This is a genomic window from Enterobacter sp. 4974935 (assembly GCF_058661735.1).
On the sequence record NZ_JBZWGT010000003.1, the window covers coordinates 606,658 to 631,968 of the forward strand.

Below are 25,311 nucleotides of genomic sequence, written 5' to 3' on the forward strand. Positions count from 1 at the left end.
ATTCACTGCACGTTTCAGGAACCATCGCTCATGACACAGACTTTAAGCCAGCTTGAAAACCGTGGCGCCTTCATTGAACGTCACATTGGGCCGGATGCTCAGCAACAGCAGGAGATGCTGAAGACAGTTGGCGCGGATTCATTAAACGCACTGATCGGCCAGATCGTGCCAAAAGACATCCAGCTTGCCACACCGCCGCAGGTAGGCGAGTCCACGACGGAGTTCGCCGCGCTGGCGGAGCTGAAGGCCATCGCCGGCCTTAACAAGCGCTATAAGTCTTACATCGGCATGGGCTACACCAACGTGCAATTACCGCCGGTGATCCTGCGTAATATGCTGGAAAATCCGGGCTGGTACACCGCTTACACCCCGTATCAGCCAGAAGTCTCCCAGGGCCGTCTGGAAGCGCTGCTGAACTTCCAGCAGGTGACGCTGGATCTGACCGGTATGGATATCGCCTCTGCCTCGCTGCTGGATGAAGCCACTGCCGCCGCTGAAGCGATGGCGATGGCGAAGCGCGTGAGCAAGCTGAAAAACGCCAACCGCTTCTTCGTCGCGGCGGACGTGCATCCCCAGACGCTGGACGTGGTGCGCACCCGTGCGGAAACCTTCGGCTTTGAGGTGATTGTCGACGACGCTGACAAAGTGCTGGATCACCAGGACGTCTTCGGCGTGCTGTTACAGCAGGTGGGCACCACCGGGGAAGTGCATGATTACAGCGCGCTGATCGCCGAGCTCAAATCCCGTAAGGTTATTGTTAGCGTCGCCGCTGATTTTATGGCGCTGGTGCTGCTGACGGCGCCAGGTAAACAGGGCGCGGATATTGTCTTCGGCTCAGCGCAACGCTTCGGCGTGCCGATGGGCTACGGCGGCCCGCACGCGGCGTTCTTTGGCGCGAAAGATGAATTTAAACGTTCCATGCCAGGCCGTATTATCGGCGTATCGAAAGATGCCGCCGGTAACACCGCGCTGCGCATGGCGATGCAGACCCGCGAGCAGCATATCCGCCGCGAGAAAGCGAACTCCAACATCTGTACCTCGCAGGTGCTGCTGGCTAACATTGCCAGCTTATACGCGGTGTTCCACGGTCCGGCAGGTCTGAAACGCATTGCCAGCCGCATCCACCGTCTGGCCGATATCCTGGCCTGCGGTCTGCAACAGAAAGGTCTCAGGCTGCGTCATGAGCACTACTTCGACACCCTGTGCGTCGAGGTGGCAGACAAAGCGGCCGTGCTGGCACGCGCCGAGGCAGCACAAATCAACCTGCGCAGCGACATTCACAATGCGGTCGGTATTACGCTGGACGAAAGCACCACCCGTGACGATATCCTGACCCTGTTCAACGTATTGCTGGGTGACGCACAGGGTCTGGACGTTGATACGCTCGACAAAGAGGTTGCGCTCGACAGCCGCTCCATTCAGGAAAGCATGCTGCGCGACGACGCGATCCTGACTCACCCGGTGTTCAACCGCTATCACAGCGAAACCGAGATGATGCGTTACATGCACTCTCTGGAACGTAAAGATCTGGCGCTGAACCAGGCGATGATCCCGCTGGGCTCCTGCACCATGAAGCTGAACGCCGCGGCTGAGATGATCCCAATCACCTGGCCTGAATTCTCCGAGCTGCACCCGTTCTGCCCGGCTGAGCAGGCGGAAGGTTATCACATGATGATCAACCAGCTCTCCGACTGGCTGGTGAAGCTGACCGGGTACGACGCGCTCTGCATGCAGCCGAACTCCGGTGCGCAGGGTGAATACGCCGGTCTGCTGGCGATCCGTCACTATCACGAAAGCCGCAACGAAGGCCACCGCGATATCTGTCTGATCCCAAGCTCTGCCCACGGCACCAACCCGGCCTCTGCCCAGATGGCAGGGATGGAAGTGGTGGTCGTGGCGTGCGACAAAAACGGCAACATCGATCTGGCCGACCTGCGCGCCAAAGCAGAGCAGGCAGGCGACAAACTCTCCTGCATCATGGTGACCTACCCGTCCACCCACGGCGTGTACGAAGAAACGATCCGTGAAGTGTGTGAAGTGGTGCATCAGTTCGGCGGCCAGGTTTACCTCGACGGCGCGAACATGAACGCCCAGGTGGGCATTACCTCTCCGGGCTTTATTGGCGCGGACGTGTCGCACCTCAACCTGCATAAAACGTTCTGTATTCCGCACGGCGGCGGCGGCCCGGGCATGGGCCCAATCGGCGTCAAAGCGCACCTGGCACCGTTTGTGCCAGGCCATAGCGTGGTGCAGATTGAAGGCATGCTGACCCGTCAGGGCGCGGTCTCCGCGGCACCGTTCGGCAGCGCCTCTATCCTGCCAATCAGCTGGATGTACATCCGCATGATGGGCGCGGAAGGGCTCAAGCAGGCCAGCCAGGTGGCGATCCTCAACGCCAACTACATCGCAACACGTCTGAAAGACGCCTATCCGGTGCTCTACACCGGCCGCGATGGTCGCGTGGCGCACGAATGCATCCTCGATATTCGTCCTCTGAAAGAAGAGACGGGCATCAGCGAGCTGGATATTGCCAAGCGTCTGATCGACTACGGCTTCCACGCGCCAACCATGTCCTTCCCGGTTGCAGGAACGCTGATGGTTGAGCCGACCGAGTCTGAAAGCAAGGTGGAGCTGGATCGCTTTATCGACGCGATGCTGGCGATCCGCAGCGAAATCGACTGCGTGAAAGGCGGGGAATGGACGCTGGAAGATAACCCCCTGGTTAACGCGCCGCATACCCAGAACGAACTGGTGGCAGAGTGGAACCACGGTTATACCCGCGAGCTGGCTGTCTTCCCGGCAGGTGTAGCAAACAAATACTGGCCAACCGTGAAACGTCTTGATGATGTTTACGGCGACCGTAACCTGTTCTGCTCCTGCGTACCGATGAGCGAATACCAGTAACGTTGTTCCTGTAGTAACGTAGGCCGGGTAAGGCGAAGCCGCCACCCGGCTTTTTTATTTGGAGAACAGAATGGCAATTGCATTGGTCACCGGCGCCAGCCGGGGTATTGGTAAAGCCACCGCGCTACAGCTGGCAAGCGAAGGCTACACCGTTGCGGTGAATTTTCATCACAACATCAAAGCCGCGACAGAGGTTATTAATCAGATCGTGGACGCGGGCGGTAAGGCCTTTGCCGTGCGCGCGGATATCAGCGATGAATCGCAGGTGATGGCGATGTTCGACAGCATCGATCGCGAAGGTGAGCCGCTCGCCGCGCTGGTGAACAACGCCGGGATTTTGTTTGAACAATCCTCCATCGAAAACCTCTCCGCTGAACGTATTAACCGCGTGCTGTCCACCAACGTCACTGGCTATTTTCTCTGCTGCCGTGAGGCGGTGAAACGCATGTCGCATAAACACGGCGGCAAGGGTGGCGCGATTGTGAATGTCTCCTCGGCGGCCTCACGACTGGGCGCTCCGGGGGAGTATGTGGATTATGCTGCCTCCAAAGGGGCGGTGGATTCCCTCACCACCGGCCTCGCGCTGGAGGTGGCGGCGCAGGGCATTCGCGTTAACTGCGTGCGGCCAGGCCTGATTTATACCGATATTCACGCCTCCGGCGGCGAGCCGGGGCGTGTGGATCGGGTGAAGTCGATGTTACCGATGCAGCGTGGCGGTCAGCCGGAGGAGGTCGCCCAGGCCATTACCTGGCTGCTGAGCGACAAAGCCTCCTATGTCACCGGTAGCTTCCTGGAGCTGGCTGGCGGGAAGTAACGCTACGACGCCAGCCACAGCCGCAGGCGCATTCCCCAGCCGCTGGTCCAGCCGGTGGTGATCGACTTCACTTCACCGTGAGAGATCACCACAAGCGTTGGCGTCACCTGAACGTCCCACTGACGCGCCAGTTCTCCGCTGGCGTCGTTGACCGTGGGCATCATCGCCTTCTTCTTTCTCATCCATGTTTCGAGCGTCGCGTTATCGCCCGAGCGCAGCGCAACCGACATCACGTTACCCCCGTCCGCGGCAATCGCCGCCACCGACGGCGTGGTGTAGCGGCAGACGCCGCACCATGTCGCCCAGACGTAGACCAGCAGCGGTCGCTCCTTACTCATGGCGATAAGATCGACGGGCTGACCGTCGAGGGTGTGCAGTGCCGTCGCGGAGAAATTCTGCGGCAGCGCGGGCTGGCGGAAATAGTCCACCGCCAGGCTCACGGCTACGCCAATCAGCAGCCACACGGCCAGCTCGCGCAGCAGGCGCGGAAGCTTACTTGCCACGGGCGTTTGCCAGCTGTTCTTTGACCAGCCCCTCCAGATCGTCATACGGGATTGCGCCCGCCACCATCTGGTCACCGATGATGGTCGCCGGGGTGCCCTGAATATTCAGCACCTGCGCCAGGATCAGGTTCATCTTTACGCTGTCCATGGTTTTATCATCGGTTTTAATGCTGTCCGTCCCGGTCTTCACCTGCGCGGCGGCGATGCTGGCGTCATCGTGATAGCCCTTTTTCATCATCAGCCGCTGGTGTAGTGCCCAGAATTGATCCGGCGCCTGCTGCCACGTTGAGAGCGCCGCTTTCGCGGCATTTACCGAGCTTTGTCCCTTGAACGGCAGCAGTTTGATGATGAGCTGCACGTCGGGATTTTCCTGCACGATTTTCTCCAGCATTGGGTCGAACTGCTTGCAATACGGGCAGTTGTAGTCCGTGAAGGAGACGATGGTGAGCTTCGGCGATGTCGCGCCGGTTCGCGGGCTGTTGGTGTCGTTAAACAGCAGTTTTGCCAGCTGGTCGTTGGAAGCGTCATCTGACGGTGCGGCGAAACCGAACGTTGATAACGACAGCAGAAGTAAGGCAACAAAGGCTCTCATGTTATTTTCCTTTTGCATCGGACAGGGTGCTCAGCACCGCTTCGCGGCTTAACAACGCAGGCAGCACGTGGCCCTGCGGTAATCCCGGTCCGTAGATCTGGTTAAACGGCACGGCGGCGCTGCCGCGCGTGGTTAAAAACTGGCTGATGGTATCTGAGGGGCGGCTCCAGTCGCCGCGCAGGGCGACAACGTCCGGGGCGGAGAGCGCGACCTGCACGTCGTCGCGCAGCAGTACGTTGTATTTATTGGCTTTACAGGTCACGCACCAGTCGGCGGTCACGTCGACGAACACCCGTTTGTTCTCCGCCAGCGCGCGGACAATGGCCTGCTCGCTGAGCGGCTGCCAGTGAATACGATCGCGGCGGGAGCCCTCGCCGCCGGAGCCGGAAACAAACGCGACTACCCCGGCCACCAGTACAGCTAATACCCCGGCGCGCAGTGCCGTTTGCCAGCGGTAGCGCCAGGCGGTGACCAGCAACAGCGCAAGGATCAGCAGCACGCCCAGCGTAATGACGGGCAGGCTGCCAATATGCACCGTCAGCAGGCTCAGCAGCCACAGCGATGAGCCGAGCATCATCATCCCCAGCACTATGCGTACAACGTTCATCCAGCGCCCCGGACGCGGCAACCGCAGGGCCAGCCCCGGCCAGGCCGCCACCAGCAGCCACGGCAGGCTCATGCCGATACCCATCGCCACGAAGATCCCCCACAGCAGGGGAAGCGGTGCCGCCAGCGCGACCGAGACCGCCGTCCCCAGGAACGGCGCGGTGCAGGGTGTCGCCAGCAGCGTGGCAAACGCGCCTTGCCAGAAATGACCCGCAAGCCCGTTGCCGCCGCGCGTGGCGAGGAAGGTGCTGGCGCCGGAAGGGAGACGGATTTCAAACAACCCCAGCAGGCTGGCGCTGAAAAGCACCATCACCAGCGCCATCGCGGCAATAAACCACGGGTTCTGGAACTGGATCCCCCAGCCGAGCGCCTGATTGCCTAAACGTAATACCGTCATCATCAGCGCCAGTGCGAGGAACGAGATCACGATCCCGGCTACCGATGCAAGAAACTGCCTGCGCACCTGACCCCGCGCCTGCCGTTCGGTTTGCATCAGCGTGCCCAGCTTCATGGCCAGCACGGGCAGTACGCAGGGCATAACGTTGAGGATCAGGCCACCAGCCAGCGCCATCAGCAGCACCCAGCCTAACGGGAGCGTCGGCGCGGCGTTCCCCGGCTCAATGCTCAGGCTGGACTCCTGCGCCTGCCCGCTATCGGCCAGAACCAGTGACAGGGTTTTGCCGCTGAGGTTGGGCGCGGCCTCGCCCCAACTGTCCGTCACGGGCACGGTGGCGACCAGCGAATCACCGCGCACGGTGAGGGCCGGTTTGCCGAAATCAACATCATCCATACCGTCGATAAACAGCGACGGCGCCTGCCAGCCTGCGTCACGCTGCGCCGTTACGGTCAGCTTGCCGGGGGCATAGGTGGCGTTAAGCGTTGAGGTCAACCCGCCGCTGAGGGGAAGGGTGCCCATGGCCCGACTGAAATCGTAATCAAAACTGGCGCCTGCGGATGCGGTCATGTTCAGTGAAAACGGGTAGTCGGTAAGAATACAGACGTTGCTACAGGTGGAGAGAGTCAGCACGCCGCTCAGGATCGTCGGGACGTCGCCCCGCAGAGTGAGGGGAAAGCTGACATCGCCGTGATAGCCCTGCGTGGTGATGCCCGCGACGTCGAAACGCTGCGGCACAGGCCAGCGCCAGATCGCCTCGACGGGCTGATGCCATTTAATCGCGGGTGCGACGCCGCCTTCGCCCGGCGAGCGCCAGTAGGTTTTCCAGCCTTTTTGCAGGGCGACGTCCAGCAGCAGGCGGGTTTCGCCAGTGCTTTCAGGTTGCGCACGCAGCCTGACGCTGGCGTGCTGATTATCGGCGGCGCGCAGCCAGCCGCTGTCGGCAGCCTGGCTGAGGGGCAGCCATAGCCAAAGCAGGCAGACCAGCAGTCGCCTGAATACAGTAAACATAAATTTTCTCCGTAAATGATGAATTAACCTGAAGTAACAGGCGAAGGCTCATTCACGGAAGACGCATAATCGCAGATGCACCCTTAACCGGGGCGGGGAGATAACGCGGGGAGGCCACTGCCGTTCGCGGCGCGGTGGACTGGCTGCCAGCAACGCAAGCAGCAGGGTGACGGCAATCAGGGCGCCTTCAAACAAAACAGGCGGGACCGACATCAGCGACTTGGCGCTTAGCTCACACGGGGTTACCGGTGCGTCGGCACTCTCCTGCCCCTGCTGGACAGACTGGCTCGTGGCGGTGACGTTCATGACAAGCGCGTGCATCCCGGCCATCCGCTGGGCGGTACATATCAGCACCACCAGACAGGCCAGGGCTACAAGCAGGATAGCGTTGCGTTGTCGCTTAATCATGTTCGCCTCAAATATTCAGGATGCCTATATTATCGGGCGAACATATTTTGGCAACGCAAAAGCTGTAAAGAAGTGTCTGGAAGATAAGCAGTTTGCCCTCTCCGCTTGCAGAGAGGGCAAGCCATTACAGCGTTTCGCCGTTGCTGGCAATGACGGTTTTATACCACTCAAAGCTCTTCTTACGGGAGCGGGACATGTCACCGGTGCCGTCGTCGTGCTTGTTGACGTAGATAAAGCCGTAGCGCTTGCTGTACTGGCCGGTGGTGAAGGAGACGCAGTCGATGCAGCCCCACGGGGTGTAGCCCATCAGATCCACGCCGTCCCAGGTCACCGCCTTCATCATCTCTTCCACGTGGGCGCGCAGGTAGTCGATGCGGTAGTCATCGTTGATGCTGCCGTCCTCTTCCACCTTGTCGTAGGCGCCGAAACCATTTTCCACGATAAACAGTGGCTTCTGGTAGCGCTCGTACAGTTCACACAGCGAATAACGCAGGCCCACAGGGTCAATCTGCCAGCCCCAGTCGGACGCCTTGACGTGTGGGTTCGGCACGCTGCCCTCGAAGCCGGAAATGGCGTCACCGGTGCCGCCTTCCGCTTTGACCGCGTTGGTCATGTAGTAGCTGAAACCTAAGTAATCGCAGGTGCCTTCACGCAGGATCTGCTCGTCGCCTGCTTCCATTTTGATGGAGAAGCCACGGCGTTCCCACTCGTTCAGCACGTAAGACGGGTAGTAGCCGCGCAGCTGTACGTCGGTAAAGACGTAGCGCTCGCGCATGGATACCTGAGCAAACATGACATCTTCTGGCTTGCAGGAGTATGGATAGAGCGCCACCATCGCCAGCATGCAGCCGACTTTCATCTCCGGGTTAATGCGGCGGGCGGCTTTCACCGCCAGCGCGCTGGCCACGAACTGGTGGTGCAGCACCTGGTACATGGTCTCTTCCGGGTTGTCGTGCTCGGTATAGACCACGCCAGAGCAGCAGTAGCCGAACAGCGGCGCACGCCAGTTGCGCTGGTTGTTGATTTCGTTGAAGGTCATCCAGTATTTGACCTTATTTTTGTAGCGCTCAAATACCACTTCCGAGAAGCGGACAAAGAAATCGACTACTTTACGGTTGGTCCATCCGCCGTATTCCTGAACGAGGTGCAGCGGCATTTCAAAGTGGGAGAGGGTGATCACCGGCTCGATGTTGTACTTCAGCAGTTCATCGAACATGTCGTCGTAAAACTTCAGCCCCTCTTCGTTTGGCTGAGTTTCGTCGCCTTTCGGGAAGATGCGCGTCCAGGCGATAGAGGTACGGAAACATTTGAAGCCCATCTCGGCAAACAGCTTGATGTCTTCTTTGTAATGGCCGTAAAAGTCGACGGCTTCGTGGTTCGGGTAATATTTGCCTTCAATCACTTCCTGCGTGATTTCACGCGGAACGCCGTGTGCGCCGCCGGTGAGCACGTCGCAAATGCTTGGCCCTTTGCCGCCTTTGTTCCAGCCGCCTTCAACCTGGTGCGCCGCCACCGCGCCGCCCCATAAAAAATCTTTCGGTAAAGTGAGTTTTTTCATCTTTGCTATTCTCAATTCAGGACTTATTGATTTCGAGTCTAGCAAAGCGGAAATAAATGTCACGATATAACATTTTGCGGAAATTGTAATTTGTCACATCAAAAAAACAGGATGTTTTATTCTGTTAATTTCTTCGCCAGTTTCCGGCCTAATGATTCCAGAATATAGATGACAGGGATTTGGGTGGTTATATCGTAAACGCCGCCTATGCGCGTTTGGGGGACATGCCAGGAGAGATTAAAGTCCGCCAGTTTCGCGAGACGAGAATGTTCGTGGCTGGTGACAGAGAGCACCTTGCAGCGATGCAGGCTGAACTGGCTGGCGAAGCGCAGGATTTCCTCGGTTTCTCCGGAGACGGAAAGTACAATGGCCAGCGCATTTTTAGCCATATCGTTAGTGACCGGGAAATAAGGATCGTCGATATGGTTGCTGAATTTCCCGATATTTGAAAAGAAACGTGCGCCATATTTTGCCAGCGATCCGGACGTGCCTGCGCCAACAAAAATAATTCGTTCAGATGATAAAATAATATCGACGGCTTTATCTAATAACGCATCGAACTCTTCGTTATTTACGCTTTTAAAGAAGCTGATAATTTCACTGGCACCAAAATTCGCCTGCTGGGGCTCGTTCTGCTCCAGATAGAGTTTAAAGCGCACCCGAAATTCCGAGTAGCCTTCGCAGTTGAGCTTTCGGCAGAAGCGCAGGATAGTAGTGGTAGAGACTCCCGCCGCATCCGCCAGCTCGCGGATGGTCATGTACATCACTTTGTCACGGTTCTTAATGACATAGTTGTAGACCATCATTTCCAGATTGTTGAGGCTGGCAATGGCGGAATGGCTGAACATACTCACAATGGCTAAACTCGCTGTCGGACACTATCCCTGAAGCATACCATGATGACGAAGGGTGAGAGACGGATTTATCTCCTTGATTACTCAGGTGTTAATGAAATCATTTACACCTGTGCGGTGGATTTATTTTTCATTATACTGATTTGTAAGGATAAATATTGATTACGGATTTATTTTAGCTAACAGGTGTTCACTGGAATCATTCTCAGTTAGCATAGACTGGCGATGAATAATCATCTTTTGTTTTCCCGGAGTTAAGTATGGTGAGCAGACCATTAATCGCACAGGGATATTCGCTGGCTGAGGAAGTAGCCAACAGTATAAGCCATGGCATTGGCCTGGTGTTTGGGATTGTCGGCTTAGTATTGCTGCTGGTGCAGGCGGTAGATACCAACGCCAGCGCGATGGCCATTACCAGCTACAGCCTGTATGGTGGGAGTATGATCCTGCTTTTCCTGGCCTCAACGCTGTATCACGCTATTCCGCATCAACGGGCGAAGATATGGCTCAAGAAATTTGACCACTGCGCAATCTATCTTCTCATTGCAGGCACTTACACGCCATTTTTGCTGGTGGGGCTCAACTCACCGCTGTCGCGTGGCCTGATGATTGTGATCTGGAGCCTGGCGCTGCTGGGGATCCTGTTCAAGCTGACCATCGCGCACCGGTTCAAAGTGTTGTCACTGGTCACCTATCTGACAATGGGCTGGCTGTCGCTGATTGTGGTGTATCAGTTAGCCATTAAGCTGGCGGTAGGGGGCGTGACGCTTCTGGCGGTGGGCGGAGTGATCTACTCGCTGGGCGTGATTTTCTACGTCTGCAAGCGTATCCCGTACAACCATGCCATCTGGCACGGCTTTGTGCTGGGCGGCAGCGTGTGCCACTTTCTGGCAATTTATCTGTATGTTGGTCAGGTGTAGTTTTTTTGTAAGGTGCGGTCTGATGCCCTCACCCCGACCCTCTCCCACAGGGAGAGGGTGAATATCAACACCGGGCGATACAGCATCAATCTTCCAGTGAATACGGCAGCGGCTCAATGCTGAGCGTGTTTGCATCGTCCCGCACGCGGAACACGCTGTCGGGCTCCATATCATTATTCATGACAACCTGCACCAGCAGGCGGCCATCATCGAGCTGGACGGCGGCTAACACGGTGCCGGTACGGCGCCAGTTTTCGCCCATCTTCATCTCGAGATCTTCACCCGCTTCCGGCACACGGCTGGCGTGACCAGCCAGCGTCCACAGGGCGCGTTTGTTCGCGCCGCGGAATTTCGCACGCGCCACCATTTCCTGTCCGGTGTAGCAGCCCTTCTTAAAGCTGATACCACCCAGCGCCTGGATGTTTGTCGCCTGCGGGATAAACTGCGCGCTGTTTGCCGCGTCAATGACCGGCAGGCCCGCTTCGATGTTCAGCGCCAGCCACTGCTGGCTGTTGTTGAGCTGTGCTTCACCGCGCAGGGCGTCAGTGACGCGTTCCGCCGTTGCTTCGTCGGTTACCAGCAGGAAGCGCTCCGCAGGGTGTTCGAACCACAGAATGGAGGTTTCTCCCTCGCTGATCAGCTGTTTTCCGGCATCCGGTAGCTCGGCAAACAGGTTTTTCAGTGCTGCACGCGCCTGGAAACCCGCTACCCCCAGCAGAACGTGTTCATCGTCCGGGGCGATGGTGACTTTAGAAAAGACCGCGTATTTTTTAAGCTCTTTAAGCTGGGCGTCACGCAGGCTGCGACGCTCAATGAAGGCGAATCCGTCCTGACGGCGGAACAGACGCAGGTTGCTCCACATTTTGCCTTTTGGATCGCAATGCGCGGCCAGCAGATGCTGGTGCTCAGTCAACTGCGCCACGTCCGCCGTGACCTGGCCTTGCAGGTATTTTTCGCTGTCCGCACCGGTCAGTGTCGCCAGTGCCCAGTCATCAAGAGTAATCAGCGTCAGCGGCAGACGCGCAGAGGCGGCGGGCTGGCGAGGAGAAAATGGTGTAAATGCCATAGTGATGTCCTGAATTGCTTAACGCTTTGATAATACCTAATGGTAAAAGAGACTGTATTCAATGCAAGCGCTTTCAGCAGGCCATTCGTGCCATTACGCGGTTATGCGTGGCGCTACGCAAAATAGTGTAATCCGCTGTCTTTATAAGGATTATTCAGGAAGCCTGCTCGAGGTTCGCAATATTCCAGTAAAGAAACGGTCAAAAACACGTTACACTAGCAGGTGTTCCCGAAGAGCAATAATGAATACCGAACGGGATACCGACTGTGCCAAACGTAATGCAGGAAACAGAACATGGATATTAACAACAAGGCCCGTATTCACTGGGCGTGCCGTCGCGGCATGCGTGAACTTGATATCTCCATCATGCCTTTCTTCGAGTATGAGTACGACAGCTTAAGCGATGACGATAAGCGCCTGTTTGTCCGTCTGCTTGAGTCCGACGATCCGGATTTATTCAACTGGCTGATGAATCACGGCAAGCCCGCCGACACCGAGTTGCAACGGATGGTGCAATTAATTCAAACACGGAATCAGGAACGTGGTCCTGTGGCAATCTGATCTTCGCGTCTCGTGGCGCTCACAGTGGATGTCCTTACTGCTCCACGGTCTGGTCGCGGCAATGGTGTTATTGGTGCCGTGGCCGCTAAGCTATACCCCTCTGTGGCTGCTTTTGCTGTCGTTTGTAGTGTTTGACAGCGTGCGCAGCCAGCGTCGAATCAACGCCCGTCAGGGTGAAATTAAGCTGCTGATGGATTCTCGCCTGCGCTGGCAGGGAAAAGAGTGGGAAATGATAGGGACGCCGTGGATGCTCAACACCGGGATGATGCTACGGCTGCGTCGGGTCGATGACAATCGTCGCCAGCACTTGTGGCTGGCAGCTGACAGTATGGATCCTGCGGAGTGGCGAGATCTGCGCCGGTTGATCGTGCAACAGCCGACGCAGGAGTAAATCAGCTGAACTGCTCGGCCATCTCACCCAGAATCTGCTCGCACCAGCTCTGGAGGCGCTCGTCGCTAAGATCGTACTGGTTGGTTTCATCCAGCGCGAGCCCGACAAACAGCTGACCGTCGGCAATAATCGGTTTTTGACTGGTGAACTCATAGCCTTCCGTAGGCCAGTAGCCGATAAAGGTCGCGCCCTTTGGCGCCAGTTTGTCGTGCAGCATGCCGAGTGCGTCAAGGAACCACTCCCCGTAGCCCAACTGGTCGCCCATGCCGTACATCGCAATGATTTTGCCTTCAAAATTGACTGAATCAAGCTGATCCCAGATCGCTTCCCAGTCTTCCTGAATCTCACCAAAGTCCCAGGTAGGGATACCCAGAATCAGCACATCGTACTGCTCCATCAAGGCAACCGCGTCATCTTTCAGGTTATGCAACGTCACCAGTTCCGGGCCAATAATGTCGCGAATTTTCTCCGCCGCCATTTCGGTGTAGCAGGTGCTGGAACCATAGAACAGACCAATATTCATCGCGTAACTATCTCAATTCTTGCTATGACTTTGCGCGTAGTGTACCAGAAACCGATGGCAATCAGGCATAATGGCCAGATTGCAGAACCATAGGGGTTGATGTGGAAAAGGATCTCGCACTCATCGAACAGTTTCTCGACGCGCTGTGGCTGGAGAAAAACCTCGCTGAAAATACGCTCAGCGCCTATCGTCGGGATCTCACTCTGCTGGTCGAGTGGCTGGCGCACCGGGGGCTGACGCTTGAAAGCGCACAAAGCGATGACCTGCAAGGGTTACTGGCTGAGCGGATGGAAGGGGGGTACAAAGCCACCAGCTCCGCACGTCTGCTGAGCGCCATGCGCCGCCTGTTCCAGCACCTTTACCGCGAGAAGATCCGCGCGGATGATCCCAGCGCACTGCTGGCATCGCCTAAACTGCCTCAGCGGCTGCCAAAAGATCTCAGCGAAGCGCAAGTTGAGAGATTATTACAGTCGCCCACAGTTGACCTTCCGCTGGAGTTACGCGATAAAGCCATGCTTGAACTATTGTATGCCACGGGCTTGCGCGTTTCTGAGCTGGTGGGCCTGACGATGAGCGATATCAGCCTGCGTCAGGGCGTGGTGCGCGTTATCGGTAAAGGGAACAAAGAACGGCTGGTGCCGCTGGGTGAAGAGGCGGTCTACTGGCTGGAGACGTATCTGGAACACGGGCGTCCGTGGCTGCTGAACGGCGTCTCCATAGATGTATTATTCCCGAGCCAGCGCGCGCAGCAGATGACGCGACAAACGTTCTGGCATCGCATTAAACATTACGCCACACTGGCGGGTATTGACAGTGAGAAGCTGTCGCCGCACGTTTTGCGTCACGCCTTCGCGACGCATCTGTTAAACCACGGCGCGGATTTACGCGTGGTGCAGATGTTGCTTGGACACAGCGATCTTTCAACGACGCAAATATACACCCATGTCGCGACGGAACGCCTGCGGCAGCTACACCAACAGCACCACCCTCGCGCGTGAGTGCCGACGAATTGTTACAGGATCATATATGAAAAAGTCTTTAGCGCTGTTCACCCTGCTGGCAGCTTCGGTTTCCGGTTTTGCCCATGCGGATGATGCCGCCATTAAACAGTCTCTGACGAAACTCGGCGTCGCCAGCAGCGAGATCCAGCCAGCGCCGGTGGCTGGCATGAAAACGGTGCTGACCAACAGCGGCGTGCTGTACGTGACCGAAGACGGAAAGCACATCATTCAGGGGCCAATGTACGACGTGAGCGGTGCGCAGCCGGTGAACGTCACCAACCAGCTACTGATGAAAAACCTGAATGCGCTCGAAAAAGAGATGATTGTCTACAAAGCGGCGCAGGAAAAGCACGTCATTACCGTCTTCACCGACATCACCTGCGGCTACTGCCACAAGCTGCATGAAGAGATGAAAGACTACAACGCGCTGGGCATTACCGTGCGTTACCTGGCCTTCCCACGCGCTGGCGTGCAGAGTCAGCCTGAGCAGGATATGAAAGCGATCTGGTGTGCGAAAGACCGCAACAAGGCCTTTGATGACGCGATGAACGGCAAAGGCGTGAAGCCCGCCTCCTGCGATATCGACATCGCTAACCACTACGCGCTGGGCGTACAGTTTGGCGTGAGCGGTACGCCAGCCATTGTGCTGAGCAACGGCTATGTGGTGCCGGGCTACCAGGGGCCAAAAGAGATGAAAGCGTTCCTCGACGAACACCAGAAACAGACGGGTGGTAAATAATTCGCGTGAAAGCCCCGATAAAACTGCGCCGCCGCGATGCGGTTGAAACCGCGGATTTACCAGATACGCTTCCGCTGCTGTTAAAGCGGTTGTACGCCAGCCGTGGCGTGCGTACGGCAAGCGATCTTGAGCGCAGCGTTAAAGGCATGCTGCCCTGGCAAGCGCTGAGTGGCATCGAAAAAGCGACTGAAATGCTCTACGACGCGTTCCGTGACGGGACGCGGATTGTCGTGGTGGGCGATTTCGATGCCGACGGCGCAACCAGTACCGCGCTGAGCGTACTCAGCCTGCGTGCGCTGGGCTGCGATAACGTGGCTTACCTGGTGCCGAACCGGTTTGAAGACGGCTACGGCCTCAGCCCGGAAGTGGTCGATCAGGCCCATGCCCGTGGTGCACAGATGATCATGACCGTGGATAACGGGATCTCTTCTCATGCGGGGGTCGATCATGCCCATGCGCTGGGGATCCCGGTACTGGTCACCGATCACCACCTGCCAGGAGAAACCCTGCCAGACGCCGAAGCCATCATTAACCCGAACCTGCGCGACTGCGATTTCCCGTCGAAATCGCTGGCCGGAGTAGGGGTGGCGTTTTATCTGATGCTGGCGTTACGCACGTTGCTGCGTGATAAGGGCTGGTTCGAATCGCGCGGGATTGCCGTGCCGAATCTTGCGGAGTATCTCGATCTGGTGGCGCTGGGAACCGTGGCGGACGTGGTGCCGCTCGATACCAATAACCGTATTCTCACTTGGCAGGGCTTGAGCCGCATTCGGGCGGGCAAATGCCGTCCGGGGATCAAGGCGCTGCTGGAAATCGCCAACCGCGATCCGCTGAAGCTTGCGGCAAGCGATTTAGGCTTTGCCCTCGGCCCGCGCCTGAACGCGGCGGGGCGGCTGGACGATATGTCGGTTGGCGTCGCGCTGCTCCTGTGCGACAACATCGGCGAAGCGCGCGTGCTGGCCAGTGAGCTGGACGCACTCAACCAGACCCGTAAAGAGATTGAGCAGGGGATGCAGGCCGAAGCGCTGACCCTGTGCGAAAAGCTGGAGCGCAGCGGCGATAACCTGCCGGGCGGGCTGGCGATGTATCACCCCGAATGGCACCAGGGCGTGGTGGGCATTCTGGCGTCGCGCATTAAAGAGCGTTTCCACCGCCCGGTGATCGCGTTCGCCCCCGCCGGGGACGGCACGCTGAAAGGCTCCGGTCGTTCCATTCAGGGGCTGCATATGCGCGATGCGCTGGAGCGTCTCGACACGCTTCATCCGAACCTGATGATTAAGTTCGGCGGCCACGCGATGGCGGCAGGCCTGTCGCTGGAAGAGGCGAAGTTCGACGAGTTCCAGCGTCTGTTTGGCGAACTGGTCACCGAGTGGATCGATCCGTCTCTGTTGCAGGGTGAAGTGGTTTCTGACGGCGAGCTTTCTCCGGCTGAAATGACCATGGAGGTGGCGCAGATGCTGCGCGATGCCGGCCCGTGGGGGCAGATGTTCCCGGAGCCGCTTTTCGACGGACGTTTTCGTTTGCTGCAACAGCGCATCGTGGGCGAACGCCATCTCAAAGTGATGGTGGAACCGGTCGGCGGCGGGCCGCTGCTCGACGGCATCGCCTTTAACGTTGATACCTCCATCTGGCCGGACAACGGCGTGCGCGAGGTTGAGCTGGCCTATAAGCTGGATATTAACGAGTTCCGCGGTAACCGCACCCTTCAGATCATCATCGACAATATCTGGCCAATTTAGCGTCAGTAATCTCTATAAAAAAGGGCGTGGATTCGGTACAATCCCGCTCTTATCACCGCATTTTGACAAGCTCATAAAAGAAAACAGACCATGTTTGAAATTAATCCGGTAAAAAACCGCATTCAGGACCTCACGGAGCGCTCTGACGTTCTTAGGGGGTATCTTTGACTACGATGCCAAGAAAGAGCGTCTCGAAGAAGTAAACGCCGAGCTGGAACAGCCGGACGTCTGGAACGAACCTGAACGCGCGCAGGCGCTGGGTAAAGAACGTTCCTCCCTCGAAGCCATCGTAGATACGCTGGATCAAATGGCGCAGGGTCTGGAAGATGTTTCTGGGCTGCTGGAGCTGGCTGTCGAAGCCGACGACGAAGAAACCTTTAACGAAGCCGTGGCAGAGCTCGACGTGCTGGAAGAGAAGCTGGCGCAGCTGGAATTCCGTCGCATGTTCTCCGGCGAATACGATAGCGCTGACTGCTATCTCGATATTCAGGCAGGCTCTGGCGGTACCGAAGCGCAGGACTGGGCCAGCATGCTGATGCGTATGTATCTGCGCTGGGCAGAAGCGCGCGGTTTCAAAACCGAGATTATCGAAGAGTCCGAAGGTGAAGTGGCGGGTATCAAGTCCGTCACCATTAAGATTATTGGCGATTACGCCTACGGCTGGCTGCGTACTGAAACCGGCGTTCACCGCCTGGTGCGTAAGAGCCCGTTCGATTCCGGTGGCCGTCGCCACACCTCCTTCAGCTCCGCGTTTGTCTACCCGGAAGTGGATGAGGATATCGATATCGACATCAACCCGGCGGACCTGCGTATCGACGTTTACCGCGCATCCGGCGCGGGCGGTCAGCACGTTAACCGTACGGAATCTGCGGTGCGTATTACCCACATTCCAACCGGGCTGGTAACACAGTGCCAGAACGACCGTTCCCAGCATAAGAACAAAGACCAGGCCATGAAGCAGATGAAAGCGAAGCTTTATGAGCTGGAGATGCAGAAGAAAAATGCTGAGAAGCAGGCGATGGAAGACAACAAGTCCGACATCGGCTGGGGCAGCCAGATCCGTTCTTACGTCCTTGATGACTCCCGCATCAAAGACCTGCGTACCGGGGTTGAAACCCGTAACACGCAGGCGGTGCTGGACGGCAGCCTGGATCAATTTATCGAAGCAAGTTTGAAAGCAGGGTTATGAGGAACCAACATGTCTGAACAACAATCACAGGGCGCTGACGCGGTAGTCGATCTTAATAACGAACTGAAAACCCGCCGCGAGAAGCTGGCAGCGCTGCGCGAGCAGGGCGTGCCGTTCCCGAACGATTTTCGTCGTGACCACACCTCAGACCAACTGCACGCAGACTTCGACGGTAAAGAGAACGAAGAGCTTGAAGCGCTGAACGTTGAAGTGTCCGTGGCGGGCCGCATGATGACCCGACGTATCATGGGTAAAGCCTCCTTCGTGACCTTACAGGACGTTGGTGGCCGCATTCAGCTGTATGTCTCTCGTGACGACCTGCCGGAAGGCATCTATAACGAGCAGTTCAAGAAGTGGGACCTGGGCGACATCCTGGGCGCTAAAGGTAAACTGTTCAAAACCAAGACCGGTGAACTGTCTATCCACTGCACCGAGCTGCGTCTGCTGACCAAAGCCCTGCGCCCGCTGCCGGACAAGTTCCACGGTTTGCAGGATCAGGAAGCGCGCTATCGTCAGCGCTACCTGGATCTCATCTCTAATGATGAATCCCGTAAGACCTTCAAAATTCGCTCCCAGATCATGGCCGGTATTCGCCAGTTCATGGTTAACCGCGACTTTATGGAAGTAGAAACCCCGATGATGCAGGTGATCCCAGGCGGTGCCTCTGCCCGTCCGTTCATCACCCATCACAACGCCCTGGACCTGGACATGTACCTGCGTATCGCGCCGGAACTGTATCTGAAGCGTCTGGTGGTAGGTGGTTTCGACCGCGTGTTCGAGATCAACCGTAACTTCCGTAACGAAGGCATCTCCGTACGTCATAACCCAGAGTTCACCATGATGGAACTTTATATGGCGTATGCGGATTACAAAGATCTGATCGAGCTGACCGAATCCCTGTTCCGTACCCTGGCGCAGGATATTCTGGGCACCACGCAGGTCCCTTACGGTGAAGAAGTGTTCGACTTCGGCAAGCCGTTCGAAAAACTGACCATGCGCGAAGCGATCAAGAAATACCGTCCGGAAACCAATATGGCGGATCTGGATAACTTCGACTCTGCGAAAGCGATCGCTGAAAGCATCGGTATTAAGGTTGAGAAGAGCTGGGGTCTGGGCCGTATCGTGACCGAGATCTTCGAAGAAGTGGCCGAAGCGCACCTGATTCAGCCGACCTTCATCACCGAATACCCGGCGGAAGTGTCTCCGCTGGCGCGTCGTAATGACGAGAACCCGGAAATCACTGACCGCTTCGAATTCTTCATCGGTGGCCGCGAAATCGGTAACGGCTTTAGCGAGCTGAACGATGCAGAAGATCAGGCGCAGCGTTTCCAGGATCAGGTTAACGCGAAAGCGGCAGGCGACGACGAAGCGATGTTCTTCGACGAAGACTACGTAACCGCGCTGGAACACGGCCTGCCGCCGACGGCTGGCCTGGGTATTGGTATCGACCGTATGGTGATGCTGTTTACCAACAGCCACACCATCCGCGACGTGATCCTGTTCCCGGCGATGCGTCCGGTGAAATAAGCCGTTAAGTCGTAAAAAAAGCCCCGTGCGTTCATCGCCGGGGCTTTTTTATTGCGCCGCAAAAGCGCTGAGTTTTTCGCGCGCAGTGTTCGCTTCCTGCACCATCCAGGGACTAAATGCCCACGGTGTGGCGTCTAGCGCGCGGAAGAGCGCGTCCAGCTCCACCCACTGATACTCCATCACTTCGTCGCTATTGATTGCGAGGGTATTCGTTACGCGTGCGGCATAGACCGGGCAGATTTCGTTTTCAACGATCCCTGAAGGGTCGGCTTCACGGTAGCGGAACTCCGGGGCAACGGGAGTGATGTCTATGATTTCGGCGCCGACTTCAAAGCGGCAGCGGCGGATAATCGCCTGCTCTGTCGCTTCGTCGGCCTGTGGATGTCCGCAAACGGAGTTGGTCCACACGCCGGGCCAGGCTTTTTTACTTAAGGCGCGCCGGGTAATCAGACATTCTCCGTTAGCGTTAAACAGCCATGAAGAGAAGGCCAGGTGAAGCGGGGTGTGTGACGTGTGCGCGGCGTACTTCTCCTGAGTGCCAATCACCTTTCCCTGGTCATTTACCAAAATAACGTGTTCTTGAATACTCATTGATGCTCCAGTGCCATAATGCTTAATGGTTCAGCACCATCAGCGGAATTATTATACTGCATTCTTATGCGAACGGTTTGGCCCACAGAGCGGAAAAGGGCATGACCCGCATCAGTTTGGGCTGCTATCATAGTGCGCCATTCACGCTGACCGAGGAGCTGTTTTGTTTGCAGGAAGCCTGACGAGAAACCCGATCATTGCCATTTTCTGCCTGACGCTGACGCTACTTGTAGCAGGATGCTCGGGGAGTAAATCTTCGGATATGGGCAGTTATTCCGGTGCCGTCTATACCGTTAAGCGCGGGGACACGCTCTACCGCATCTCACGTGCCACGGGGACCAGCGTGAAGGAGCTGGCGCGCCTGAATAATATCTCTCCACCGTATACCATTGAGATAGGGCAAAAGCTCAAGGTTAACGGCGGTTCCTCCTCAGGGAATAAGTCCTCAACGCGTAAAACAGCCAAAGTGACGCCATCCTATCAGGTGCCTAAATCATCCTGGCCGCCGGTCGGTCAGCGCTGCTGGATCTGGCCTGCAAGCGGAAAAGTGGTTGCGCCCTACTCGCTCTCGGAAGGGGGCAATAAAGGAATTGATATCGCTGCCGCACGCGGCACGCCGGTTTACGCTTCAGGGGCCGGAAAGGTGGTCTATGTCGGTAACCAGCTTCGTGGATACGGTAACCTGATCATGATTAAGCATGGTGAGGACTACATTACGGCATATGCGCATAACGACACGATGTTGGTGAATAATGGCCAGAACGTGAAGGCGGGGCAGAAGATTGCGACCATGGGCAGTACCGGGACGGATACGGTGAAGCTGCATTTCCAGATCCGCTATAAGGCCACGGCCATCGATCCGCAGCGTTATCTTCCGGCGCAGGGCAGTAAACCGAAGTGCTAAGTGATTATTTAATCGCCACTTAGTGGGGTAAAGGCTTGTATGAAGAGGCGTAAGGTCTATAATGCCTTACGCACCTCAAAGCGGGCGTAGTTCAATGGTAGAACGAGAGCTTCCCAAGCTCTATACGAGGGTTCGATTCCCTTCGCCCGCTCCAGTCTCCTCATAAATCAAGAAGTTATATGTCATCAGTTAGTTACGTTGCGCTGCTTTAGCAGGTACAACTAAAACTACCCACTGTTCTATACCCGTACCTGTCGCCTAACGGCTCCACTTGTTGCTGTATCACCAACGGGGCTTTATGGCTTCTATTGTCTGAAATCTGATACATTGCTTAAACATCATGTGGATTGCTGTAAAGTTCATCAGTATGATTGCTTGCACAATCAGCGATTGGGAAAACACTTCTGGAAGATTAGGGACGAGACGATATGAAAGTGACTGACGAGGCTTTGTTACGTTCAGGGTTTACACCATCGGATTTGCAGAAGATAAAAAACAACGTTGAAAGCTATGGCGGAACCTTGGGGGAAGCGATTCAGGATCTGGCTAATCGATTCAGGGTTGTTTTATGGATAACATCGGCATGTCTGATGGTTTTTATCATTTTAGTATTGTTTTCTGCGAAAGAAACCGTCGTGGGTGGTGGGATATCAATTCTGATCGCAATAGTCATCGTTGCATTTATTCAGCCGCCAGTCCTTTCTTATAAATCCTGGCGGTTCTGGAGAAAATTCAGAGACTAATGGTTCGATGTGTCAGTAGCAAGCAGGTCAAATATTACTTTGGCCTTAAGTCCATAACCTACTATTTTCATTGTTAATTTTGGACGGCTCATCGTATCGACCCTGCGATAGAAATCACGGGGCATCCATTTAAATAGCCTCCATGCCTCGGGTCTTCTGGTTAATCCAAAGATGCTATATACACTTGCATTTAACGTAATAGCGTTATAAATCGCAAGTCCTGTTTCAGGCTTGAAACCCATAAACTGGGCCGCTTCCAAAGTGCCATCAGCCACAAGCCCCTCTGTTTTATATTGTTTTCCATATATACCAGGAATAATTTCTTTTGACAGACCGTTAATGCCATCTGTTACAAGGATAGCCCCTGCCAGCATACCTAAAGGTGTCATCGTAGCGACCATCAACGCACCGCCAGCAATTGCCATTCCAGAAACCACAATGTGAATAGCTGAAATTATGTAGCCGACGATTTTATTATTTTCCTTAACAAATTCGACCTTCGCGTAAAGCTGTGCGGCTCTGGTTCTTAACAGGCGTTCTTGTTCTTGCAGATTATCTGTTTCGGCACGCAGATTTTTGATGCATGCAATGCATTCTTCATCGGTTTTGGCCCGTCGTGCAGTTTCAAATTCTTTCTCTACGACCTGCCTTATCTCTTCGACAAACTTGATACGTGTTATCCCATCTTGCAAATAGAATGCTGATAGCCGATTTGCAGTTTCGACGAGTTTCCGGGCTTCCAGATTTACCATGGTATCTGACCATGTTCTGTTCCAGCCCCTGTTAAGCAACGCAATATCCATTAAAGACTCCTTTCCAAAATGTGTCTGGTCATTTTACGTGCAATAAGGTCGAAGACAACAGGAAATACTTACACAACCCGCCCCCGTAGGTGTCCCGTCTCTTTATCCTCCCAGTTTACATCCTCCTGCTTAAAATATCCCCGGCTCTATTATAGATCCGCTGAGTGGATCGATTAGCCGCCTAATAATTTCACTGAATCTGCATGAAATATCCTAGTGTTATCACTGCGTTACACTACTTTGCTTGCGTTGCAATTTGTCTCGCTTTATTACAACAGGCGAAACGCTGTCTTCCTGTGCCTTTGCCGTAACACTGCTGACTTGCTGGCAATGGTTGAGCGGTTAACAGAACGGGGTGTAGTTGTTCAGTTCCACAAAGAGGATTTTAAGACCGGGAAGAACTCTCCAGCAGGTAATATGATGCTGACCGTACTGGCAGCAGTCGCACAGATGGAACGTGAAACGATGCTGGAGCGCCAGCGTGAAGGTTACGAAGCAGCAAAAGCCGCAGGCAGGATCACCGGACGGGGCAAAGGTCGCTCTATTGATCGTGAAGCCATTAAAGCAGAACTCGCAGCAGGTAAAACCATTCGTGCAATCGCAGAAAGCCACAACGTCAGCACCAGAACAGTCATGAACATTAAGGCCGAAGCCTGAACAATTCTAAAACATCCCCACTTTGACCTCGCTCCGGCGGGGTTTTTTATTGCCTGAAATCCACACCAGCGCGAGCACCACCACCAATAGCTCCGTATGCTCCACCAGAAACTCTACAGCTCGTCATCCCCCTCACAATTGTAAACTGACAGACCCATATCACAGCGTCCCGCTGATAGGCTCTCACAGGCCCAGAAATGGAGGGTTTTTCGTTGTCAAAAATTCCGACATAAACCACTAAAGGAAGGTAAGTGGCTTTCCTCTGTCAGAGGGTAGGGAGGTTTTAGCAAAGTTTGTACATGAATCAATACTAAGTGTTAATCAATACAAAGTACTTCTGACTTTCGCAAAGCGAAACCAACCATTGTCGTAATGTCCTTGCATCACCCAGATAGTAAGAAAGGGGAGATGGAATCTGCCGAAAAGTTTCGGCTGGATTGCTGTAAAGTTCATCATTATGATTGCTTGCATAATCAGCGATTGGAAAAACACTTTTGGGAGATAAGGGACGAGACGATATGAAAGTGACTGATGAGGCTTTGTTACGTTCAGGATTTACGCAGCCCGAATTGCAGAAGATAAAAAGCAATATTGAAAAATATGGAGGAACGCCTGGAGAGGCCATAAATGACCTCGCTAGACGATTTGTTACCCTGGCGGGAGTGGTGGCTGTGTGTACCTTTACCCTACTGTACTTTTCGTCTTCAGCTCACCTGATAGAGTAGCTGCATGGGGGCTGGCGATGATCTTTGGGGTTGCCATTATGTCCTTCGCACAGCCGCCGGTAATTTCCTATAAATCCTGGCGTTATCGAAAAAATACAAAGGATTAACGGGTTCCATTTTCTGCTGTTAACAGGTCGAAAATCACTTTTGCTTTAACGCCATAACCGATAATCTTCATTGTTATCTTAAGAGTGCTTATTGTGCTGACATTGCGATAGTAATCGTGTGAAAGCCAGCGGAATAATCTCCAGGCTCCAGTTTTCGAGCAAGTCCTACTGGGCTGCTGAATATACCTACAGGCTGGATAAAGAAAAGCTCACTGATTACTCTCTTGAACAGCAAGCCTCTATTTTAGCTGATCACTGGTTACTGCTGGTTTATGGGATTAGTAAGTGGTCTTATTATCAAAGGCCTGGGTGCATGGGGATGTACAGGGGCGTTAAACATGAAGTACAAAATGTTGCTGGGTGTTGTGTTCATCTTAACGGGATGCCCTGGGCCTGGTGATCGAATGGTAGATCGTGAATCTTCAACGGCATTAATCAAAGATAATCAAGTTTGTGTCGTGTCACCAATGGAGCCCCAGGAACGGATCACTGCTATCCAAATCAACAGTGATAATAGCGACTCTCTTCACAAGATTTTTGATGACAAGCCCGTGTATGTTCAAAAGGGCGGGTGTCTTCCTGTGTTCGGATTTAAGTTTACACCTGGAGAGCGGTATAACTTCGCCTATGACGTCCAATCTGATAAATCAGGGTCACATTTAGTCACTGCTGTATTTTTTTATCCCAAAGAATAAGGGGCTGAACGCCCCATATTCTTAACGGCGTGTAAACGCCAACCTGAGCCCTAATCCAATGAATGTTACACCAACAATTCTATCCAGTATTTTCTGCAACCTTCTGTTTTGCGAAACGGTTCCGGCTGCACTACCTGCAAGTACGGCGAACGTTAAATCAGTCATAAAAGCGATCAATGCGTAGGTCATTCCCAGGAGTAGAAAAGAAGCTGTCTGGTGCTCGCTTCCAGGCGCAACGAATTGAGGGAAAAAGGAGATGAAGAATAACAGTACCTTCGGGTTGGTTAAGGTAGTTATGAAACCTTTAGTAAGTAGACTCGTCAGAGTCGCTTTTGCCTTAACGCGTTCAGCTTCGTTGTGATTCGTGGTTTGCTTTGTCAGCGTTCCCCAAATCATCTTACTACCGAGATACACCAGATAAGCCGCACCGAGAGACTTAATGATGGTGAACATCATCGGAGATGCTGTTATCAACGCGGTTAATCCCACAGCGCTTGCAATTGCATGTGTGCAACTACCTAATGCTACACCAGCGGCAGAGATAATTCCCGCGCGTCTTCCATTAACCACGCTTTGACCTACCACGTAGGCTATATCAGGCCCAGGTGTAACGGAAAGGAGAAATACAGATAGGGCGAAAAGCCCAAAATGAGTTATGTCCAGCATAGCCATCTCCAGAAAAAAATTATGTACCTCCATGCTAGCACTGAATTTTTATGCGTAAAGGGTGATTTTATATGCTTTTAGTCTGCTTTTGCTAAACAACGAATCACTCATGGCATAACA

25 protein-coding genes, 1 tRNA gene and 3 pseudogenes are annotated in these 25,311 nt (G+C 54.8%); 17 read left to right on the forward strand and 12 right to left on the reverse strand.

The annotated features are described in order from the left end of the window. Positions 1-30 precede the first annotated feature (30 nt). The gene (gcvP, locus tag AC4OVS_RS04105; RefSeq protein WP_491922195.1) at positions 31-2,904 is read left to right on the forward strand and encodes an aminomethyl-transferring glycine dehydrogenase; all 2,874 of its coding nucleotides are present in this window, start codon (positions 31-33) and stop codon (positions 2,902-2,904) included. Positions 2,905-2,974: 70 nt separating this feature from the next. Continuing rightward, complete coding sequence (locus AC4OVS_RS04110; protein WP_023306889.1) at positions 2,975-3,718, forward strand: SDR family oxidoreductase; 744 nt, start codon at positions 2,975-2,977, stop codon at positions 3,716-3,718. A gap of 2 nt (positions 3,719-3,720) precedes the next feature. On the opposite strand, the gene AC4OVS_RS04115 is transcribed toward AC4OVS_RS04110, so the two are convergent. The 6 genes from AC4OVS_RS04115 to AC4OVS_RS04140 form a co-directional block, all read right to left on the reverse strand. Next, on the reverse strand, positions 3,721-4,221 hold the full coding sequence (locus AC4OVS_RS04115) for a protein disulfide oxidoreductase (protein WP_032626112.1): 501 nt from the start codon (positions 4,219-4,221) through the stop codon (positions 3,721-3,723). Then, positions 4,211-4,813: a DsbA family protein gene (locus AC4OVS_RS04120; protein ID WP_491922196.1), complete on the reverse strand. Its 603-nt coding sequence runs from the start codon at positions 4,811-4,813 to the stop codon at positions 4,211-4,213. Before AC4OVS_RS04120 ends, AC4OVS_RS04115 begins: the two co-directional genes overlap by 11 nt. Before the next feature lies 1 nt (position 4,814). Next, entirely contained in the window at positions 4,815-6,824 is a 2,010-nt protein-coding gene (locus AC4OVS_RS04125) for a protein-disulfide reductase DsbD family protein (protein WP_491922197.1), read from the reverse strand. A 48-nt stretch (positions 6,825-6,872) separates the two neighbouring features. Then, positions 6,873-7,232, reverse strand: coding sequence for a hypothetical protein (locus AC4OVS_RS04130; protein WP_022649310.1), 360 nt, complete (start codon positions 7,230-7,232; stop codon positions 6,873-6,875). 124 nt (positions 7,233-7,356) lie between these two features. Then, the gene (gene bglA / locus AC4OVS_RS04135) at positions 7,357-8,790 is read right to left on the reverse strand and encodes a 6-phospho-beta-glucosidase BglA (protein WP_491922198.1); all 1,434 of its coding nucleotides are present in this window, start codon (positions 8,788-8,790) and stop codon (positions 7,357-7,359) included. A gap of 116 nt (positions 8,791-8,906) precedes the next feature. Then, positions 8,907-9,638 carry a MurR/RpiR family transcriptional regulator gene (locus AC4OVS_RS04140; RefSeq protein ID WP_022649308.1) on the reverse strand — a complete coding sequence of 244 codons (732 nt, stop codon included), beginning with the start codon at positions 9,636-9,638 and terminating at the stop codon, positions 8,907-8,909. 266 nt (positions 9,639-9,904) lie between these two features. Between AC4OVS_RS04140 and trhA the strand changes: the two genes are divergently transcribed. Beyond that, on the forward strand, positions 9,905-10,564 hold the full coding sequence (gene trhA, locus AC4OVS_RS04145; RefSeq protein ID WP_022649307.1) for a PAQR family membrane homeostasis protein TrhA: 660 nt from the start codon (positions 9,905-9,907) through the stop codon (positions 10,562-10,564). 85 nt (positions 10,565-10,649) lie between these two features. Here the strand turns inward: trhA and ygfZ are convergent, their stop codons facing one another. Beyond that, complete coding sequence (ygfZ, locus tag AC4OVS_RS04150) at positions 10,650-11,630, reverse strand: tRNA-modifying protein YgfZ (protein ID WP_032626101.1); 981 nt, start codon at positions 11,628-11,630, stop codon at positions 10,650-10,652. Positions 11,631-11,924: 294 nt separating this feature from the next. Here ygfZ and sdhE point away from each other — a divergent pair, with 294 nt between their 5' ends. Further along, a complete protein-coding gene (sdhE, locus tag AC4OVS_RS04155; RefSeq protein ID WP_003863437.1) occupies positions 11,925-12,191 on the forward strand; it encodes an FAD assembly factor SdhE in 267 nt (88 codons plus the stop codon). Beyond that, entirely contained in the window at positions 12,172-12,582 is a 411-nt protein-coding gene (locus AC4OVS_RS04160) for a protein YgfX (protein ID WP_063163565.1), read from the forward strand. Before sdhE ends, AC4OVS_RS04160 begins: the two co-directional genes overlap by 20 nt. A 1-nt stretch (position 12,583) precedes the next feature. On the opposite strand, the gene fldB is transcribed toward AC4OVS_RS04160, so the two are convergent. Beyond that, positions 12,584-13,105 carry a flavodoxin FldB gene (fldB, locus tag AC4OVS_RS04165; RefSeq protein ID WP_015571793.1) on the reverse strand — a complete coding sequence of 174 codons (522 nt, stop codon included), beginning with the start codon at positions 13,103-13,105 and terminating at the stop codon, positions 12,584-12,586. Positions 13,106-13,206: 101 nt separating this feature from the next. Here fldB and xerD point away from each other — a divergent pair, with 101 nt between their 5' ends. The 5 genes from xerD to lysS all read left to right on the forward strand — a co-directional run bounded on the left by xerD (position 13,207) and on the right by lysS (position 19,300). Then, complete coding sequence (xerD, locus tag AC4OVS_RS04170; RefSeq protein WP_063163564.1) at positions 13,207-14,103, forward strand: site-specific tyrosine recombinase XerD; 897 nt, start codon at positions 13,207-13,209, stop codon at positions 14,101-14,103. Between the two features lie 28 nt (positions 14,104-14,131). After that, positions 14,132-14,845, forward strand: a complete 714-nt coding sequence (gene dsbC, locus AC4OVS_RS04175) for a bifunctional protein-disulfide isomerase/oxidoreductase DsbC (RefSeq protein WP_022649304.1) — start codon at positions 14,132-14,134, stop codon at positions 14,843-14,845. A gap of 5 nt (positions 14,846-14,850) precedes the next feature. Further along, entirely contained in the window at positions 14,851-16,584 is a 1,734-nt protein-coding gene (gene recJ, locus AC4OVS_RS04180) for a single-stranded-DNA-specific exonuclease RecJ (RefSeq protein WP_022649303.1), read from the forward strand. A gap of 90 nt (positions 16,585-16,674) precedes the next feature. Then, positions 16,675-17,773 (forward strand): peptide chain release factor 2 gene (gene prfB, locus AC4OVS_RS04185; RefSeq protein ID WP_096147815.1). Its coding sequence is split into 2 segments (ribosomal slippage): positions 16,675-16,749 and positions 16,751-17,773, totalling 1,098 coding nucleotides; the frame shifts between segments, so codons are not numbered across the junction. Between the two features lie 9 nt (positions 17,774-17,782). Next, complete coding sequence (lysS, locus tag AC4OVS_RS04190; protein WP_022649302.1) at positions 17,783-19,300, forward strand: lysine--tRNA ligase; 1,518 nt, start codon at positions 17,783-17,785, stop codon at positions 19,298-19,300. Between the two features lie 48 nt (positions 19,301-19,348). Here the strand turns inward: lysS and idi are convergent, their stop codons facing one another. Beyond that, complete coding sequence (gene idi / locus AC4OVS_RS04195; RefSeq protein ID WP_032676492.1) at positions 19,349-19,891, reverse strand: isopentenyl-diphosphate Delta-isomerase; 543 nt, start codon at positions 19,889-19,891, stop codon at positions 19,349-19,351. Between the two features lie 163 nt (positions 19,892-20,054). On the opposite strand from idi, the gene actS reads away from it, so the two are divergent. The 3 genes from actS to AC4OVS_RS04210 all read left to right on the forward strand — a co-directional run bounded on the left by actS (position 20,055) and on the right by AC4OVS_RS04210 (position 21,538). Continuing rightward, a complete protein-coding gene (gene actS / locus AC4OVS_RS04200; protein ID WP_063849474.1) occupies positions 20,055-20,795 on the forward strand; it encodes an amidase activator ActS in 741 nt (246 codons plus the stop codon). An 80-nt stretch (positions 20,796-20,875) separates the two neighbouring features. Beyond that, a tRNA-Gly gene (locus AC4OVS_RS04205) sits at positions 20,876-20,949 on the forward strand. 274 nt (positions 20,950-21,223) lie between these two features. Further along, on the forward strand, positions 21,224-21,538 hold the full coding sequence (locus AC4OVS_RS04210; RefSeq protein ID WP_045308808.1) for a hypothetical protein: 315 nt from the start codon (positions 21,224-21,226) through the stop codon (positions 21,536-21,538). On the opposite strand, the gene AC4OVS_RS04215 is transcribed toward AC4OVS_RS04210, so the two are convergent. After that, a complete protein-coding gene (locus AC4OVS_RS04215; protein ID WP_491922199.1) occupies positions 21,535-22,341 on the reverse strand; it encodes a DUF4225 domain-containing protein in 807 nt (268 codons plus the stop codon). The two genes, AC4OVS_RS04210 and AC4OVS_RS04215, sit on opposite strands and share 4 nt — an antisense overlap. A 240-nt stretch (positions 22,342-22,581) precedes the next feature. Between AC4OVS_RS04215 and AC4OVS_RS04220 the strand changes: the two genes are divergently transcribed. Both AC4OVS_RS04220 and AC4OVS_RS04225 read left to right on the forward strand, forming a co-directional pair. After that, a complete protein-coding gene (locus AC4OVS_RS04220; protein ID WP_423398271.1) occupies positions 22,582-22,998 on the forward strand; it encodes a recombinase family protein in 417 nt (138 codons plus the stop codon). A gap of 518 nt (positions 22,999-23,516) precedes the next feature. After that, a pseudogene (locus AC4OVS_RS04225) lies at positions 23,517-23,830 on the forward strand (hypothetical protein). Here AC4OVS_RS04225 and AC4OVS_RS04230 read toward each other — a convergent pair. Next, positions 23,827-23,985, reverse strand: a pseudogene (locus tag AC4OVS_RS04230) (DUF4225 domain-containing protein); the annotation flags it as partial. The pseudogenes AC4OVS_RS04225 and AC4OVS_RS04230 sit on opposite strands and share 4 nt — an antisense overlap. A gap of 14 nt (positions 23,986-23,999) precedes the next feature. On the opposite strand from AC4OVS_RS04230, the pseudogene AC4OVS_RS04235 reads away from it, so the two are divergent. Both AC4OVS_RS04235 and AC4OVS_RS04240 read left to right on the forward strand, forming a co-directional pair. Then, positions 24,000-24,230: pseudogene (locus AC4OVS_RS04235) on the forward strand (hypothetical protein); the annotation flags it as partial. Further along, entirely contained in the window at positions 24,169-24,525 is a 357-nt protein-coding gene (locus AC4OVS_RS04240) for a putative T6SS immunity periplasmic lipoprotein (protein WP_423398266.1), read from the forward strand. The pseudogene AC4OVS_RS04235 and the gene AC4OVS_RS04240, both read left to right, overlap by 62 nt. A 21-nt stretch (positions 24,526-24,546) precedes the next feature. On the opposite strand, the gene AC4OVS_RS04245 is transcribed toward AC4OVS_RS04240, so the two are convergent. Then, the gene (locus AC4OVS_RS04245; RefSeq protein ID WP_023298536.1) at positions 24,547-25,191 is read right to left on the reverse strand and encodes a LysE family translocator; all 645 of its coding nucleotides are present in this window, start codon (positions 25,189-25,191) and stop codon (positions 24,547-24,549) included. Between the last annotated feature and the right edge of the window lie 120 nt (positions 25,192-25,311).